This window comes from Streptomyces sp. NPDC048650, from assembly GCF_043199095.1.
Classification (GTDB): domain Bacteria; phylum Actinomycetota; class Actinomycetes; order Streptomycetales; family Streptomycetaceae; genus Streptomyces.
The window spans coordinates 1-14053 of sequence record NZ_JBICVM010000014.1; the positions used below are offsets into that span (position 1 = coordinate 1).

Genomic DNA, 14053 nt, shown 5'->3' on the forward strand with positions numbered 1-14053 from the left:
CGTCGCCCGGGCCCCAGGCATTGACACCCGGACCCGTGCGCAGCACCACGCCGGCCAGGTCGGAGCCGATGACGTGGTACGGCAGATCATGACGCTTGGTGAGCGGCGAGAGCTTGCCGTAACGCTCCAGGAACCCGAACGTCGACACGGGCTCGAAGATCGAGGTCCAGACGCTGTTGTAGTTCACGGAGGAGGCCATCACGGCGACCAGGGCCTCACCGGGGCCCAGCTCGGGCACGGGAACGTCCTCGAGGTGCAGCGACTTGCGGGGGTCCTTCTCCTTGCTGGGGACGCCGGCGAACATCTCGGCCTCGTCCTTGTGCACGGTCACCGCGCGGTAGGACTCGGGGATGGTCAGCGCGGCGAAGTCCTCGCTGGTGGTGTCGGGCGCGAGGATGGCGTCCAGGATTTCGTTCACGATGTGCCTCCGGCGACGGGAGTCTCCCCTGCTCCGGGCGGAGTCCAGAGTTCGGGGAAGCGTGGGCAACGGCTTGGGGGATACGGGGGTGGTGCGGGGGTGGTGCCGTCGGTTCGGCCGGGGTGGCGCCGCTTCCTCGACCGCCGCGGTGGAGCGGTGGCGTCGGTCACGATGCCTGGCAGTGCGCCGGTGGGCGCGGGTGCGATGCCTGTGACGCAGGCGTCCGGGCGAGCAGTCGCGAAGGGCTGCTGGGACAGCCGGTGCACGGATGGTCCCCCAGACTCCGTCTGGGAGGGGCGCCATGCATCGGTCGCTCGGACACACTCAACGTATGACACCGCGTGCCAGGTGGCAAGACACTGAGTGCCATGAATTTCTCGGGTGAGTGGCACAGGGTTCAGATGAGCGATATGAGCGATGATCGTTCAACCGCGCCCGGCAGGCCGGCTCCGGGACAGCCGCCGCTCCCGCACCGCCGGCCACCGCTGCGCCGCGGAGTGCCCCACCAGCAGAGCCGCCGCCGTGGCGCTCCCGCCCGTCGCCCCGACCCAGGCCCCCGCCGCCAGCAGACCCGCGGCACCCGCTGAGTGGAACCGGTGCAGAGCGACCGCCGCCAGATCGCCCAGCCGGCCGCCGCGGCTCTGCTGCCACACCCGCCGAGCCGCCCACGCCGTGCCGCCGGCCAACCCCAGATGCGCCAGCCACAGCGCGACCGGGCCGCCCTGCGCCACCGCGTGGCCCAGCAGCCCCAGCGCCCACACCGCGCCGCAGGCGGGCAGCGCGAGCAGCCGCAGCAGAACGGGCCGGACATGCCGGGCCGCGTTCTCCACCGGAGGTCGCGGCACCTCGGGTGACGGCTGCCTGCGGTGCCGGTCCCGGCGGGCGTCGGCCGCCTCCCGCGCATCCGGGTCCCGCTCCAGCTTCAGCCACGGCGGCTTGATCGCCAGCAGCCTGGACCGCAGCAGCGGCAGCCGGTGCGCCTCGGCCTCGCGGAGTGCCTCCCGCAGCAACTGCTCGGCCGCCCCCGGCCGTTGCGACTCGATCTCCGCCTGGGACAGCAGCGCCAGCGCCTCGATCGTGGCGCGCACATCCTTCGACCGGCGTGCCGACTGCAGCCCGCGCCGCAGCCCCGCCACCACCTGCCCACGGTCGTGGCGGTGTGCGGCGCAGCCGGCGAACTTCATCCAGGCGTAGGCCGCGACCGCGAAATCGCTCCCGTCCCCGGCCGCCACCACCGCCATCCGGTACGACACCGCCGACTCCTGCGCGCGCCCCAGCCGCTCCTCGGCGTCCCCGCGGGCCAGCAGCGAGGCCGCCAGCCGGCGCCGGTCGCCGCGCCGCGCCCAGGTCCGCACGGCCCGCTGGTGATGGTGGGCCGCGGCCTCGTGGTCCCCGCGCTCCGCCGCCTGCTCACCGAGGTCGTCGTCCAGCTCGGGCGAGCGCACCCCGGCCCTGATACGGGCCAGATGGCCCGCCTCCGCGCACGCCTGGGCCTCCCGCCAGCGCTCCAGGGTGCGGTACTGGCGCCGCATCGTCTGCAGCAGCTCCGCCTCGCGTCCGTGGTCGCCGCGCTGCTGGGCCGCGAGCACGCCCTGCCGCAGCACGCACAGCGCGTCCACGGTGCGGGAGCGCCGCAGCAGGTACGCCCCCAAGGGGTCCACGACCGGGCCGACCAGGTCGTACCGGCCCCGGCGCACGGCCTCCGTCACGCTCGCCGCCAGGGCCCCGCGCTCCCGGTCGAACCACGGGTCGTCGGCGCTGGTGGCGCGCCGGCCGTAGTGGGCCAGCAGGCGGTCGAGCGCCGCGTCGCGCGCCGACTCCGGCTCACCGCCCGCGAGTTCGGCCGCGTACAGCCGCAGCAGGTCGTGGCAGCGGACCCGCCCCTCGGAGCCGGCGGGGCGCAGCAGCTGAGCCCGGGTCAGGCGGCGCAGCGCGCGGTCGGCCTCCGCCGTCGAGACGCCGGCCAGCGCGGCGGCCGACTCGGCGTCGATCTCGGTGCCGGGGTGCAGCCCCAGGAAGCGCAGCAGCCGCGCGTCCGGGGCGCCCAGTGCCTGGTACGAGGCGTCGAACGCCTGCCGCACCGGGTCGAGTTCGGCGAGCCGCTCACCCGGCGGACGTAACGCGGACAGGACGCGCCGCCCGCTGTCGGCGCCGTCGCGCAGCCGGCCCGCCACGACATCCAGCGCCAGGGGCAAGTGGCCGCAGAGCAGGGCGATTTCGGCGAGTTGCGACGCGGGGACCGGTGTGGCGGCCGCGGCCTCCAGCAGCGCGACGGAGTCCGCCGGGGTGAGGGTGTCCAGCCGCACCACCGTGATCCGCGCGTCGTCCGGGGCGGTGCGGGCGGTGACCAGAAGGCGGTGGCGGCCGTCGGGCGGTATCAGCGGCGCGATGTGCTCCTCGGGGCAGGCGTCGTCGAGCAGGATGAGCAGCGCCTGGTCCGTCTCGTGCAGCCGGCTGCGGAACTGGGCCAGCAGCCCCGTGCGGTGCGGCTGGAGTTGGTCGCCGGGGATGCCGAACGAGCGCAGCCAGGTGCCCAGCAGCTCCTCGACGCTCAGCCGCCCGCGGGCGCTGTGCGCCCGTGCGTCCTCGTAGAGCACCCCGCCCGGGAACCACTTGTGCGCCTCGTGGGCGGCGGCCGCCATCAGCGCCGATTTGCCGACGCCGCCTTCCCCGGTGACGGCTATGACGGGGGAGCGGCCCGCACGGCTCTCCGGGGCGAGCAGGGCGAGGAGTTCGGCCAGCGGGGCCGACCGCCCCACCAGGGCGGCGGGGCGGGGCGGCAGCGCGTTCAGCGAGCGGACCGGGGCGGGTGCGGCGTAGTACTGCACGACGCCGCCCTGGATGACGTCGCGGGCCTGCCCGCCGCTGATGGTGTTGTGGGTGGCAGGATCCGGCCCCGCCCCGCTCGCGTCCGCCACGTCCATGTGAATAGCACGGGCGGGCGGGGCGCGTCAGGCGGTCGTGCGATCAGTCCCGGCTCTTGATCGCCTTACGGATGGTCCGCATGACCTCCTCCAGCGGCGCGTCCGTCCGCGCCACCGCCACCAGCACCTCGCCCTCCCGTGAAACCGCGGCCGGGGCGGGCTCGGTGGCCGTGCGGCCGGCGCCGATGCCGGTGCCGAACGTCTCGCGGACGATCTCGAAGGCATGGTCCAGCTGGGTCTCCACATCGCCCTCGGCGCCTGCGCGCAGCCAGCGCCGCAGCACGTGGTTGTGCGCGGTCACCACGGCCGACGCGGCGACCTCGGCCAGCAGCGGGTCGTCGTCGCCCTCGCGGTGGGCGCCCTCGTCGAAGTGGCCCAGGAGGTAGCGGGTGAACAGGCGCTCGTAGCGCGCGACCGAGGCGATCTCGGCCTCGCGGAGGGTGGGGACCTCGCGGGTGAGGCGGTAACGGGCGACGGAGACGGTGGGGGAGGCCGCGTACATCCGCATGACTTCCTTGATGCCGCGGCAGACCGTGTCGAGGGGGTTCTCGTGTGCCGGGGCGGCGTCCAGTACGGCCTCGGCGCGGACCAGGGTGTCGTCGTGGTCCGGGAAGATCGCCTCTTCCTTGGAGCGGAAGTGGCGGAAGAAGGTACGGCGGGCGACCCCGGCGGCGGCCGCGATCTCGTCGACCGTGGTCGCTTCGTAGCCCTTGGTCGCGAACAGCTCCATCGCCGCGGCCGACAGTTCGCGGCGCATTTTGAGCCGTTGGGCGGCCGCGCGGCGGGTGCCGGGAGAGGGGGTGTCGGCGGCGTCGGAGGTCGGCGTACGAGCGGGCTGGGACATGTGGGGACGGTACTGCATATTTACTCGGCCTGCGGCATCAGGTACCGGTCGCGCCCCCGTGACCTGGGGCGGACCGCCGGTCGAAGGATCCAGCAGTCCGCCCCACGCTCCCCCGGCGCGTGGCCGGGAGTGTCCCCTCCCGTCAGCGCTTGGCGTACTCACGGAAGCCGCGGCCGGTCTTGCGGCCGAGGCAGCCCGCCGCGACGAGGTGCTCCAGCAGCGGCGCCGGGGCGAGTCCGGGGTCGCGGAACTCGGCGTGCAGCACCTTCTCGATGGCCAAGGAGACGTCCAGACCGACGACGTCGAGGAGTTCGAAGGGCCCCATCGGGTAGCCGCCGCCCAGCTTCATGGCGGCGTCGATCTCGTCGAGGGAGGCGTAGTGCTCCTGGACCATCTTGATCGCGTTGTTCAGGTACGGGAAGAGCAGCGCGTTGACGATGAAGCCGGCGCGGTCGCCGCAGTCCACCGGGTGCTTGCGGACCTTGGCGCAGACCGTGCGGACCGTGGCGTGCACGTCGTCGGCCGTCAGGACCGTACGGACGATCTCGACCAGCTTCATGGCCGGGGCCGGGTTGAAGAAGTGCATGCCGACGACGTCCTGCGGGCGGGACGTGGCGCGCGCGCAGGCCACCACGGGCAGCGACGAGGTCGTCGTGGCCAGCACCGCGCCGGGCTTGCAGATCTTGTCCAGGGTGGCGAAGAGTTGCTGCTTGACCGCCAGGTCTTCGGCGACCGCCTCGACCGCCAGGTCGACGTCCGCGAACGCGTCGAGCGAACCGGCCGGGGTGATCGCGTCCAGCGCGGCGTCGCGGGCCTCCGGAGCCAGCCGGCCCTTGTCCACCGACCTGCCCAGCGACTTGGCGATCCGGGCCTTCGCCTTCTCCGCCTTCTCCGGGCTGCGGGCGGCCAGCACCACGGAGAAGCCCGCCTTGGCGAAGACTTCGGCGATACCGCTCGCCATCGTCCCGGAACCGGCGACGCCGACCCGGGAGACCGGACGGCCCGCGCCGAGCTCGCCGTCGGCCGCCGGGCTCTCCGCGTCCGGCACGACCGTGGCACTGCCCGGTGCGTCGTAGGTGTAGAAGCCGCGGCCCGCCTTGCGGCCGGTCAGCCCGGCCTCGGCCAGCTGGCCCAGGATCGGGGCGGGGGCGTGCAGCCGGTCGTGCGACTCGGCGTACATCGCCTCCAGGACCGTGCGGGCGGTGTCCACGCCGATCAGGTCGAGGAGGGCGAGCGGGCCCATCGGCAGGCCGCAGCCGAGCCGCATGGCGGCGTCGATGTCCTCGCGCGTGGCGTACTTGGACTCGTACATCGCGGCGGCCTGGTTGAGGTAGCCGAACAGCAGGCCGTCGGCGACGAAGCCGGGGCGGTCGCCCACCGCGATGGGGTCCTTGCCCAGATCGCGGGCGAGTTCGGTGACGGCGGCGACCGCGGTCGGCGCCGTCAGCACCGAGGAGACCACCTCGACCAGCTTCATGGCCGGCGCGGGGTTGAAGAAGTGCACACCGAGCACCCGCTCGGGACGCTGCGAGTCGGCGGCCAGCCGGGTCACCGACAGGGCGTTGGTGCCGGTGGCCAGAATGGTGTCCGGTCGGACGACGGCGTCCAACGCGCCGAAGACCTGCCGCTTGAGCTCGTAGTCCTCGGGCACCACCTCGATGACGAGGTCGGCGTCCGCGGCGGCCTGCAGATCGGAGAAGGTGCGGAAGCGGGCCAGGATGTCCTGGCGCTCCCGCTCGGTGATCCGCTCGAGCCGCACGGAGCGGGCGGTGGCGGCCTCCAGGGCGGCGACGGCCTGCCGGGCCGCGGCCTCGTCGGTGTCGATGCCGATGACCTCGCGGCCGGCCCGGGTGAGCACCTCGGCGATACCGGCACCCATGGTGCCGAGGCCGACGACGGCCACGGTGGAAAGGGACAGGGAGGAAGCGGCGGTTGAGAGATCAGGGCTGGACTGAGGGCCCATCGCGAGACTCCTGAGGGTGTTCCCCTGAGGGCAGGGGAGAAGTGACGACTGAGGGGTGCCGCGCGGGCGGCCGTGAGCAGCGGCTCGAGGGATACGGCGGGTGAGCCGTGGAAGCCGCGGTGCTGCGGGCAGCGCCGGCGGAGCGGGAGCCGCGGCGAGCCCTGTCCCGGGGCCGTGCCGTGTGCTTCCCGATGGTGTCGTGCTGTGTCGCGGTGCCGAACCGACTTCACGTACTGGCGGCTGCGTCACCGGCCGCCCGAGCAGGGGTGCTGCTCGTTCCAGCAGGTTAACCCGTGGGTAACCGGAGCGCCAGGGGTAGTGCGGGTCATTAGGCTGTGGCGCAGGCCACGTCCGCGGATCCGGGGCGGCCCGGCGGGAGGGTACGGCAAATGGAAGATGAATTCCACGAGTTGACGGACCGGGTGCGGGCCGAGCTCCGCTCCCCACAGGATCTGGTCGCCTACGAGCGACTGCTGGGCCTCGCCCGGAAGAACAGCCCGGCCGGACGCGAAGAGCTGGCCCGCATGCTGGTCGCCGTCGAACGCCCCCTGTGGGCCAGGGAGATCGCGGCCTTCATCCTCGGCTGCGCCGGCGACAAGCGCGCCTTCGAGACCTTGGTGCTGCTGCTGAACTACCGCGAACCGATCCGCTGCGCCACCGCCGCACACGCCCTCGGGCGCCTGGGCGACCCGCGTACCGCCCGTGCCGCCGCCGCCCTCGCCACCAACCCGCTGCGCACCGCCTACGCCCTGCACCCCGTGCGCCTGCTCGCCGAACTCCGCGCCCCGCAGTCCGTACCGGCCCTGATCGCGACCCTGGAGCGGCTGCTCACCCCGCACAACCCCTACTGGCGGGTGGCCCTCGCCTGCGTCGAGGGCCTGGGCGCCCTGGGTGACCGCCGTGCCGTCCCAAGCCTCACCGCGGCCCTCCCGCACCCCCGCCTCGCGGCCGCCGCGGCGGCCTCACTCGCGCGACTGGGGGTGCACGAGCAGGTGCCGGGGGAGGAGCCGGACGGGGCCGGCGGCGACGGCCGGGAGACCGTGACGTGACCTTGACGCTGGGGGCAGGGTCCGAGACTGTCGGCATGGAACCGGAAGAGAACGGCAACCCGTCCCCACCGCCCGCCGCGCGGGTCGTGATCGTCACCGGCGCCGGCACCGGCATCGGCCGCGCCACCGCCCGCGCCTTCGCGGCCGAGGGGGCGCGGGTGGTCGTGGTCGGCCGCCGCGGCGCGCCGCTGGCGGAGACCGCGGGGGAGTGCGCCGAGGGCGGCGCGATCGTGCCGTACACCGCCGATGTCACCGAGGACGGAGTGCCCGAGGACCTCGTGCGGTACGCGGCCGAGACGTACGGCAGGCTGGACGTGCTGGTCAACAACGCCGCGACGGTGGGCGGCGGCGCCCTCGGCAGCTACACCAAGGAGCTGATGGCGCCGCAGCTGGCGACCAACCTCGTGGCGCCGGTGCTGCTGACCCAGGCGGCGCTGCCGCATCTGGAGCGGACCGGCGGCGTCGTGGTCAACGTCAGCACCTCCGTCGGGCAGCGCGGCTGGCCGGGCAATGCGGTGTACGCCGCGACCAAGGCGGCGCTCGAACTCCTCACCCGCAGCTGGGCGGTGGAGCTCGCACCGCGCGGCGTACGGGTCGTCGCCGTCGCACCCGGCGCGATCGAGACCCCCATCGCACTGCACCAGGGCTGGTCCCCGGAGCGGCGGAGGGCCGTCCGCCAGTGGCAGATCGACCACACCCCGATGGGACGGGTCGGGCATCCCGAGGAGGTGGCCTGGGCGATCACCCGACTCGCCGCTCCCGCCGCGTCGTTCGTGACCGGAGTGGTGCTGCCGGTTGACGGCGGGGCGGTGGTCGGCTGACGGGGCGGGGCCGCCGGCCGCCGGATGGTAGAACGGCCGGGGAGGTGGTCCGATGCGGATCGGGGAGCTGGCACGGCTGACGGGGACGTCGCCGCGGGCGCTGCGCAACTACGAGCGCGAGGGGCTGATCGGCTCGGAGCGGACGGCGAACGGCTATCGCGACTACGACGCGCGCGCGAGCGTGCGGGTCCGCAACATCCGCCACCTCCTGGACGCCGGCCTCACCCTCGCGGACGTGCGGTGCTTCACGCACTGTCTGGACGGCGACATGACCACCGTCGAACCCTCGCCCGAGGGCCTGCGGATCGCCCGCGAGCGGCTCGCGGTCATCGATGCGCGGATCGCCGCCCAGACGGCGGCCCGCGACCGCCTGGCGCGTGCCCTGCTCGCCCTGCCGGAGGATCACAGCAGCGTCAACTGCGTGGGCCCGGCCGGCTGATCGCCCGGGCCGGCCCGGCCCGCGGCGGGCGCGACGGCGGCGACCGTGCGGTGCGCGCCGGGCCGGTGGGGGCCGATGCCGTACTCCCGGGCGAGTTCGTGGACCTGGCGGGTGATGCGGCGCTGGTACCAGGTGGGGGCGTACGGGCCGGCGGCGTACATCCGCTCGTAGCGCCGGACCAGGTGCGGGTGATGGCGGCCGAGCCAGGACATGAACCACTCGCGGGCGCCGGGCCGCAGATGCAGCACGAGCGGGGTGACCGACCCGGCGCCGGCCTCCGCGACGGCCCGGACCGTGGCCCGCAGCTGCTCCGGGGCGTCGCCGAGGAAGGGGATGACCGGCGCCATCAGGACACCGGACGCGATGCCGTGTGCGGTGAGCGTGCGCACCACGTCGAGGCGGCGTTCGGGCGCGGGCGTGCCCGGCTCGACGGTGCGCCACAGCTCGTGGTCCAGGAAGCCGACGGAGACCGAGACGGCGACGTCGGTGACCTCGGCGGCCTGCCGCAGCAGCGCCAGATCGCGCAGGACCAGCGTGCCCTTGGTGAGGATCGAGAACGGATTGGCGTGGTCGCGCAGCGCCGTGAGGATTCCGGGCATCAGCGCGTAGCGGCCCTCCGCCCGCTGGTAGCAGTCGACGTTCGTGCCCATGGCTATGTGATCGCCGCGCCAGCGCCGCCCCGACAGCTCGCGCCGCAGCAGCTCGGGGGCGTTGACCTTCACCACGATCTGGGAGTCGAAGCCGAGCCCGGTGTCGAGGTCCAGATAGCTGTGGGTCCGGCGCGCGAAGCAGTAGACGCAGGCGTGACTGCAGCCCCGGTACGGGTTCACGGTCCACTCGAACGGCATCTGCGAGGCGCCCGGGACGCGGTTCACGATCGAGCGGGCGCGTACCTCGTGGAAGGTGATGCCACGGAATTCGGGGGTGTCGACCGTCCGGCTGACGATGTCCGTACCGAACAGCGCGGCAGGGCTTTCGCCCAGATTGTCCCAGCGCATCGGGCCTCCTTCGGGGTCCTGGCGAGCCCCCGTTCACAATAATAGAACACGCGTTCCCTTCTCTGCTGTCACCCGGATTTTGGGCGCGCCACCCGGTGGTGGTTGGCTTGGCGCGCACCGCAGGACCGGCAGCCGACTACTGGAGGAAGACGCACATGGGTCAGGTCGAGGCCATTACGCAGCGCGAGATCGCGGCGGACCCGGAGGACGTGTTCGACGCGCTCGCCGACTACAGCGGCACGCGCCAGAAGCTGCTGCCCGAGCACTTCAGCGAGTACGAGGTCCGTGAGGGCGGCGACGGCAAGGGCACCCTCGTCCACTGGAAGCTCCAGGCCACCAGCAAGCGGGTGCGCGACTGCCTGCTGGACGTCGACGAGCCCACCGACGGCCAGCTCGTCGAGAAGGACCGCAACTCCTCCATGGTCACCACCTGGGTCGTCACCCCGGCGGGTGAGAAGCGTGCCCAGGTCGTCGTCACCACCACCTGGCAGGGCGCGGGCGGCATCGGCGGCTTCTTCGAGCGGACCTTCGCCCCCAAGGGGCTCGGCCGGATCTACGACGCGATCCTCGCCAACCTCGCCCAGGAGACCGAGAAGTAGCGGTCACCGGTTCGGGTGGTTTCCGCGGCGTCGGAGTGTCCGGACCTCCGGACAGCCCGACGCCCGGAAACCCCTGATGGGAGCCCAATGGGCGCCCCGGGCAACGTACTTGACGCCCACCCCCGCCCCGCCCACCCCCTTTCGTCGTACTTGTTCGCTGCTGTCCCCGATGCGAAAAAGGGGCCGTGGTGCAGGTGTGACGAGGGAGGCAGTACGTGGGCGGGACCACCCTGATCGAACGGGCCGAACGGACCGAGGCGCCGGCGCTGCCCGCGGCGGCCGGACCCGACGGCCCCGCCGTCCCCCCGCCCGGCCCCGGCCGGAGGCGGCTGGTCCGCACCGGCCTGCTGCTGGCCCTGCTGCCGGCGGCCCTCGGCCAGACCGTCGTCGCCACCGCCCTCCCGAAGATCGCCCGTGAGCTGCACGGCCTGCCCACGACCTCCGGGGCGATCACCTCCTACCTGCTCGCCGCCGCCATCGCCCTGCCGGTCCACGGCAAGCTCGGCGACCTCTTCGGCCGCAAGCCGGCCTTCCTCCTCGCGATCCTGCTCTTCGTCGCCGGCTCCGCGCTCTCCGGCTGGTCCCGCTCCATGGACCAACTCCTCGCGTTCCGCGCCCTCCAGGGCCTCGGCGCCGGTGGCCTGCTCATCGGCGCCCACGCGATCACCGGCGATGTCGTACCGCCCCGGGCCCGCCGCCGCCACCTGGCCCTGACCGGCGCGGCCTGCGGACTCGCCGCCGTGGCCGGGCCGTTGGCCGGCGGCCTCCTCACCGACCACGCCTCCTGGCGCTGGTGCTTCTACGCCACCATCCCACTGGGGGTGGCGGCGTTCCTCGTCCTCGCCCTCGCCCTCGAACTCCCCGGCCCCCCGGAGCGCCCCCGTCCCGACATCGCAGGCGCGCTGCTCCTCGCCGCCTTCGCCACCTGCCTCGCCCTGCTGACCGGCCGGATCGGCACCGAATACGCCTGGGACTCACCGGTGACCATCGGGCCCGGCGCCGGAGCGCTCGCCGCCGCCCTGCTCTTCCTCACCGTCGAACACTTCGCCGCCCAACCGCTGCTGCCACTCCGGCTCTTCCGCGACTGCGTCTTCCGCCTCACCGGGCTCGTCGGCGCGGTCGTCGGCCTCGCGCTCTTCGGCGCCACCCACCACCTGCCGGCCCTTCTGCACCTGCACGACGACGTGACGGCCACCGGCGCCGGCCTGCTGACGCTGCCCATGACGGGCGGCATCGCGCTCGCCTGTCTCGTCTCCGCCCCGCTCATCGGCCGCACCGGCTGCACCGGCCGCCACCGGATCCTCCCGATCCTCGGCTGCGCCGCGGCCGCGGCGGGAATGTGGCTGCTGTCCGGGACGACCCCGCACACCCCGCGCGACGTCCGCAGCCTCTGGACGGCCCTCCTCGGCCTCGGACTCGGGCTCGTCCTGCCGGTGCTGGTACTCGCCGCCCGCGACTCCGTACGCCGACACGACCCCAGCCCCGACCCCGGCGCCGGCCACCACCTCCGCCAGATCGGCGGCAGCGTCGGCGCGGCCCTCTTCGGCGCCCTCTGCGCCGACCGCCTCGCCGGCCGACTCGCCCACGAAGGCCCCGGGCCGCTCACCCCGCAACTGGCGCGCGCCCTGCCCGCCGAACTGCGCGACGGCCACCTCGCGGCATACGCGAACGCCGTGCCGGGGGTCTTCCGCTACCTCGCGCCGGCACTCGTCGTGGGCTTTCTGCTCGTCATCCTCCGGAAAGAGAAACCACTGGTGTCCCACCCCTCTCCCGCATCGCAGACCCCCCAGACCTCCCACCTGCCCTACGGCGAGCCCGACCCCTCGGCCGGGGTGCCCCGGGCCCGCTCCGCCGCCAACGGGCCCTCGCCGGCTACCGGTTACCCCGGCAACCCGGCAGGCGTCCCGGTGTGCGGCACGGTCCAGCACCACGACGGCACCATCGTGCCGCGCGCCGCACTCACCCTCATCGACGTCGCCGGCCGCCAGATCGGTCGCGGCGCCACCGGCGACGACGGCCGGTACGCCCTGAGCACCCCCGGCGCCGGCTCCTACGTGCTGATCGCCGCCGCGGGCGGACACCAGCCGCAGGCCGTCACCGTCACCGTCGGCGAGCGGCCGGTCGACCTGGACGTCGTCCTCGGCGGCGCGGGCCGCCTCGCCGGCACCGTGACCACCGGCGACGGCACACCCGTCCGCGACGCCATGGTCACCCTCACCGACGTCCGGGGCGACGTCGTCGCCACCACCCGCAGCGGACGCGAAGGCGGCTACGTCATCGGGGAGCTGGTGGCCGGCGAATACACCCTCGCCTCCAGCGCCCCGGCCTTCCGGCCCGCCGCCCTCCCGGTCACCGTCCAGGCCTCCCGCGAAACCCGTCAGGACATCGAACTCGCCGGCGGCGCGGTGCTGCGCGGCACCGTACGGGCCGGCGGCGGCCGCCCCGTGGAGGACGCCCGGGTCACCCTCCTCGACGCCGCCGGCAACGTGGTCGACACCGCGACCACCGGCCCCGACGGCCTGTTCCGCTTCGTGGACCTCTCGGCCGGCGAGTACACCGTCATCGCCGCCGGATACCCACCGGTGGCCACCGTCCTCCAAGTGGCCGGCGGCGGCCGCACCGAACGCGACCTGCAGCTCGGCCACGAGGACTGAACCCGCACCGGACGCCGCGGCCGGACGGGACGCCGACGGCGCGCCCTGGGAGGCGGCGTCCGCAACGTCGGGGCAGCCATGGCCGCAGGCAGGCGAGGGTGACGACGGCTTCGTAGTGGTGGGCGCGTTTGCCGTAGCGGGTGGCGAGCGCATTGCCTGGCGCAAGCCGGATCAGTCAGCTCATGAGGATGCACCACGAACAGACGACAGCCCCGACGACCTTGCGGGCACGCCCTGGTACTCCAGCCGTAGATCGTGATCTTCATGCCTGACGTGTGGCCTGTCGGCGGCAATGACCGGTTCGCGGGCCCCGCCGCGCGGGCGCCCCGCACACCGCACGCCCGACCCTGCGCCACCGGAGCCCGGTCGATCGACCGGGCTCCGGCATCTCCTACTTCCGCACACTGGTCATGGACGGACGTCTCCTCGCCGCTGAGGGGTATTCCTCGGCGGATCCCATCTCGCGTGCCAGGGCCACCGTCAGGGCGCGGAAGATGCGCACTTCGGCGTTGGTGTCGGTGGTGCGGGTGGCGAGGACGCTGTGCACACATGGGGCGTCCAGCACCGGTACGTAGCGGGTGCCGGGCCAGGGGTAGTAGCGGGCGAAGGATTTGAGACCGGAGCCGGCGCCGCGGCCCGCCGCCACGCTGGTGAGGATGTCCTGCGGGGTGAGGGCGTGATCGGGCGCACGGCGCTCGCCGGTCTCGAAGTACAGATAGTCGGTGAAACTGCGTGGCGTGCGCGGGTGCAGCCTCAGGTAGGGCAGGTCGATGACATCGGCCACGCGGACCCCGGTTTCGGCGGCGTCCGCGAGGAGCGAACGGGCCGGGACCGCCACGATCCGCTGTTCCGCGGTGAGGATGTCCACCTCGATGCCCTCGGCTTCGAAGGCGGGCCGCACGAAGGCCACGTCCACGCGGTCCTCACGCAGCGCGCTGAGGTGCTCGGTGAAGGTCAACTGGATCAGCTCCAGCGGCACCTCGGGCCGGGCGCGACGGAAGGCGTTGAGGGCAGCCGGGGTGACCTCCGCCGAGCCGTGGCCCATGATCCGTACCCGCAAGGTGCGGGCGGCCGCCGGCGGAGCCAGGGCGGCCTCGGCGACATCCTCGACGGCCGCGTTCGCGGCAGCGAGCAGAGTGCGGGCGTGGGAAACCAGCCGCTGTCCGGCGATGGTCGGCACGACAGGGCCGTTGCCACGGTCCAGCAGCCGCCGCACCTGATCGTTTCCGCCGTCGCAGCGCTCTGCGCCGCCCGCGCCCCCGAGTCCTCTCCGGGTCACTCCGGCACGGCCTCGGCGGCTCCCGCGCCCGACGCACCGCAGGAGCGGCGCGCCTCGGCGGCCGA

Annotated in this window: 11 protein-coding genes; 5 read left to right on the top strand and 6 right to left on the bottom strand. The window is 73.9% G+C overall.

The genetic code is table 11. From position 1 onward, the window contains the following. From ACGFML_RS30425 to ACGFML_RS30440, 4 genes are all read right to left on the bottom strand, one after another. Positions 1 to 418, bottom strand: a 418-nt coding sequence (locus tag ACGFML_RS30425; RefSeq protein WP_393548835.1) for an alcohol dehydrogenase catalytic domain-containing protein, incomplete at its 3' end; no start/stop codon positions are given. Between the two features lie 425 nt (positions 419 to 843). Continuing rightward, positions 844 to 3336: an AAA family ATPase gene (locus ACGFML_RS30430; RefSeq protein WP_393548836.1), complete on the bottom strand. Its 2493-nt coding sequence runs from the start codon at positions 3334 to 3336 to the stop codon at positions 844 to 846. Between the two features lie 49 nt (positions 3337 to 3385). Beyond that, positions 3386 to 4186 (bottom strand): TetR family transcriptional regulator, encoded by an 801-nt coding sequence (locus ACGFML_RS30435; RefSeq protein WP_393548837.1) that lies wholly within the window; start codon positions 4184 to 4186, stop codon positions 3386 to 3388. 142 nt (positions 4187 to 4328) lie between these two features. Further along, positions 4329 to 6149, bottom strand: a complete 1821-nt coding sequence (locus tag ACGFML_RS30440; protein ID WP_393548838.1) for a 3-hydroxyacyl-CoA dehydrogenase family protein — start codon at positions 6147 to 6149, stop codon at positions 4329 to 4331. A gap of 389 nt (positions 6150 to 6538) precedes the next feature. Between ACGFML_RS30440 and ACGFML_RS30445 the strand changes: the two genes are divergently transcribed. Genes ACGFML_RS30445 through ACGFML_RS30455 form a run of 3 tightly spaced genes read left to right on the top strand, consistent with a single transcriptional unit; the run spans position 6539 to position 8458 of the window. Next, positions 6539 to 7198, top strand: a complete 660-nt coding sequence (locus tag ACGFML_RS30445; protein WP_393548839.1) for a HEAT repeat domain-containing protein — start codon at positions 6539 to 6541, stop codon at positions 7196 to 7198. A gap of 35 nt (positions 7199 to 7233) precedes the next feature. Next, positions 7234 to 8019, top strand: coding sequence for an SDR family NAD(P)-dependent oxidoreductase (locus tag ACGFML_RS30450; RefSeq protein ID WP_393548840.1), 786 nt, complete (start codon positions 7234 to 7236; stop codon positions 8017 to 8019). Between the two features lie 52 nt (positions 8020 to 8071). Next, a complete protein-coding gene (locus ACGFML_RS30455) occupies positions 8072 to 8458 on the top strand; it encodes a MerR family transcriptional regulator (protein WP_393548841.1) in 387 nt (128 codons plus the stop codon). Here the strand turns inward: ACGFML_RS30455 and ACGFML_RS30460 are convergent. Continuing rightward, entirely contained in the window at positions 8422 to 9456 is a 1035-nt protein-coding gene (locus ACGFML_RS30460; protein WP_393548842.1) for an Rv2578c family radical SAM protein, read from the bottom strand. The two genes, ACGFML_RS30455 and ACGFML_RS30460, sit on opposite strands and share 37 nt — an antisense overlap. A 155-nt stretch (positions 9457 to 9611) precedes the next feature. Here ACGFML_RS30460 and ACGFML_RS30465 point away from each other — a divergent pair, with 155 nt between their 5' ends. Next, the gene (locus ACGFML_RS30465; RefSeq protein WP_393548843.1) at positions 9612 to 10055 is read left to right on the top strand and encodes an SRPBCC family protein; all 444 of its coding nucleotides are present in this window, start codon (positions 9612 to 9614) and stop codon (positions 10053 to 10055) included. A gap of 215 nt (positions 10056 to 10270) precedes the next feature. Beyond that, entirely contained in the window at positions 10271 to 12709 is a 2439-nt protein-coding gene (locus ACGFML_RS30470; protein ID WP_393548844.1) for an MFS transporter, read from the top strand. Between the two features lie 391 nt (positions 12710 to 13100). Here the strand turns inward: ACGFML_RS30470 and ACGFML_RS30475 are convergent, their stop codons facing one another. After that, on the bottom strand, positions 13101 to 13988 hold the full coding sequence (locus ACGFML_RS30475; protein WP_393548845.1) for a LysR family substrate-binding domain-containing protein: 888 nt from the start codon (positions 13986 to 13988) through the stop codon (positions 13101 to 13103). Between the last annotated feature and the right edge of the window lie 65 nt (positions 13989 to 14053).

Bases quoted from the DNA above. Each gene is read 5' to 3' on its own strand.
- ACGFML_RS30445 (WP_393548839.1), top strand. From the start codon at position 6,539: ATGGAAGATGAATTCCACGAGTTGACGGACCGGGTGCGGGCCGAGCTC.
- ACGFML_RS30465 (WP_393548843.1), top strand. From the start codon at position 9,612: ATGGGTCAGGTCGAGGCCATTACGCAGCGCGAGATCGCGGCGGACCCG.
- ACGFML_RS30450 (WP_393548840.1), top strand. From the start codon at position 7,234: ATGGAACCGGAAGAGAACGGCAACCCGTCCCCACCGCCCGCCGCGCGG.
- ACGFML_RS30460 (WP_393548842.1), bottom strand. From the start codon at position 9,456: ATGCGCTGGGACAATCTGGGCGAAAGCCCTGCCGCGCTGTTCGGTACG.
- ACGFML_RS30455 (WP_393548841.1), top strand. From the start codon at position 8,072: ATGCGGATCGGGGAGCTGGCACGGCTGACGGGGACGTCGCCGCGGGCG.
- ACGFML_RS30440 (WP_393548838.1), bottom strand. From the start codon at position 6,149: ATGGGCCCTCAGTCCAGCCCTGATCTCTCAACCGCCGCTTCCTCCCTG.
- ACGFML_RS30435 (WP_393548837.1), bottom strand. From the start codon at position 4,186: ATGTCCCAGCCCGCTCGTACGCCGACCTCCGACGCCGCCGACACCCCC.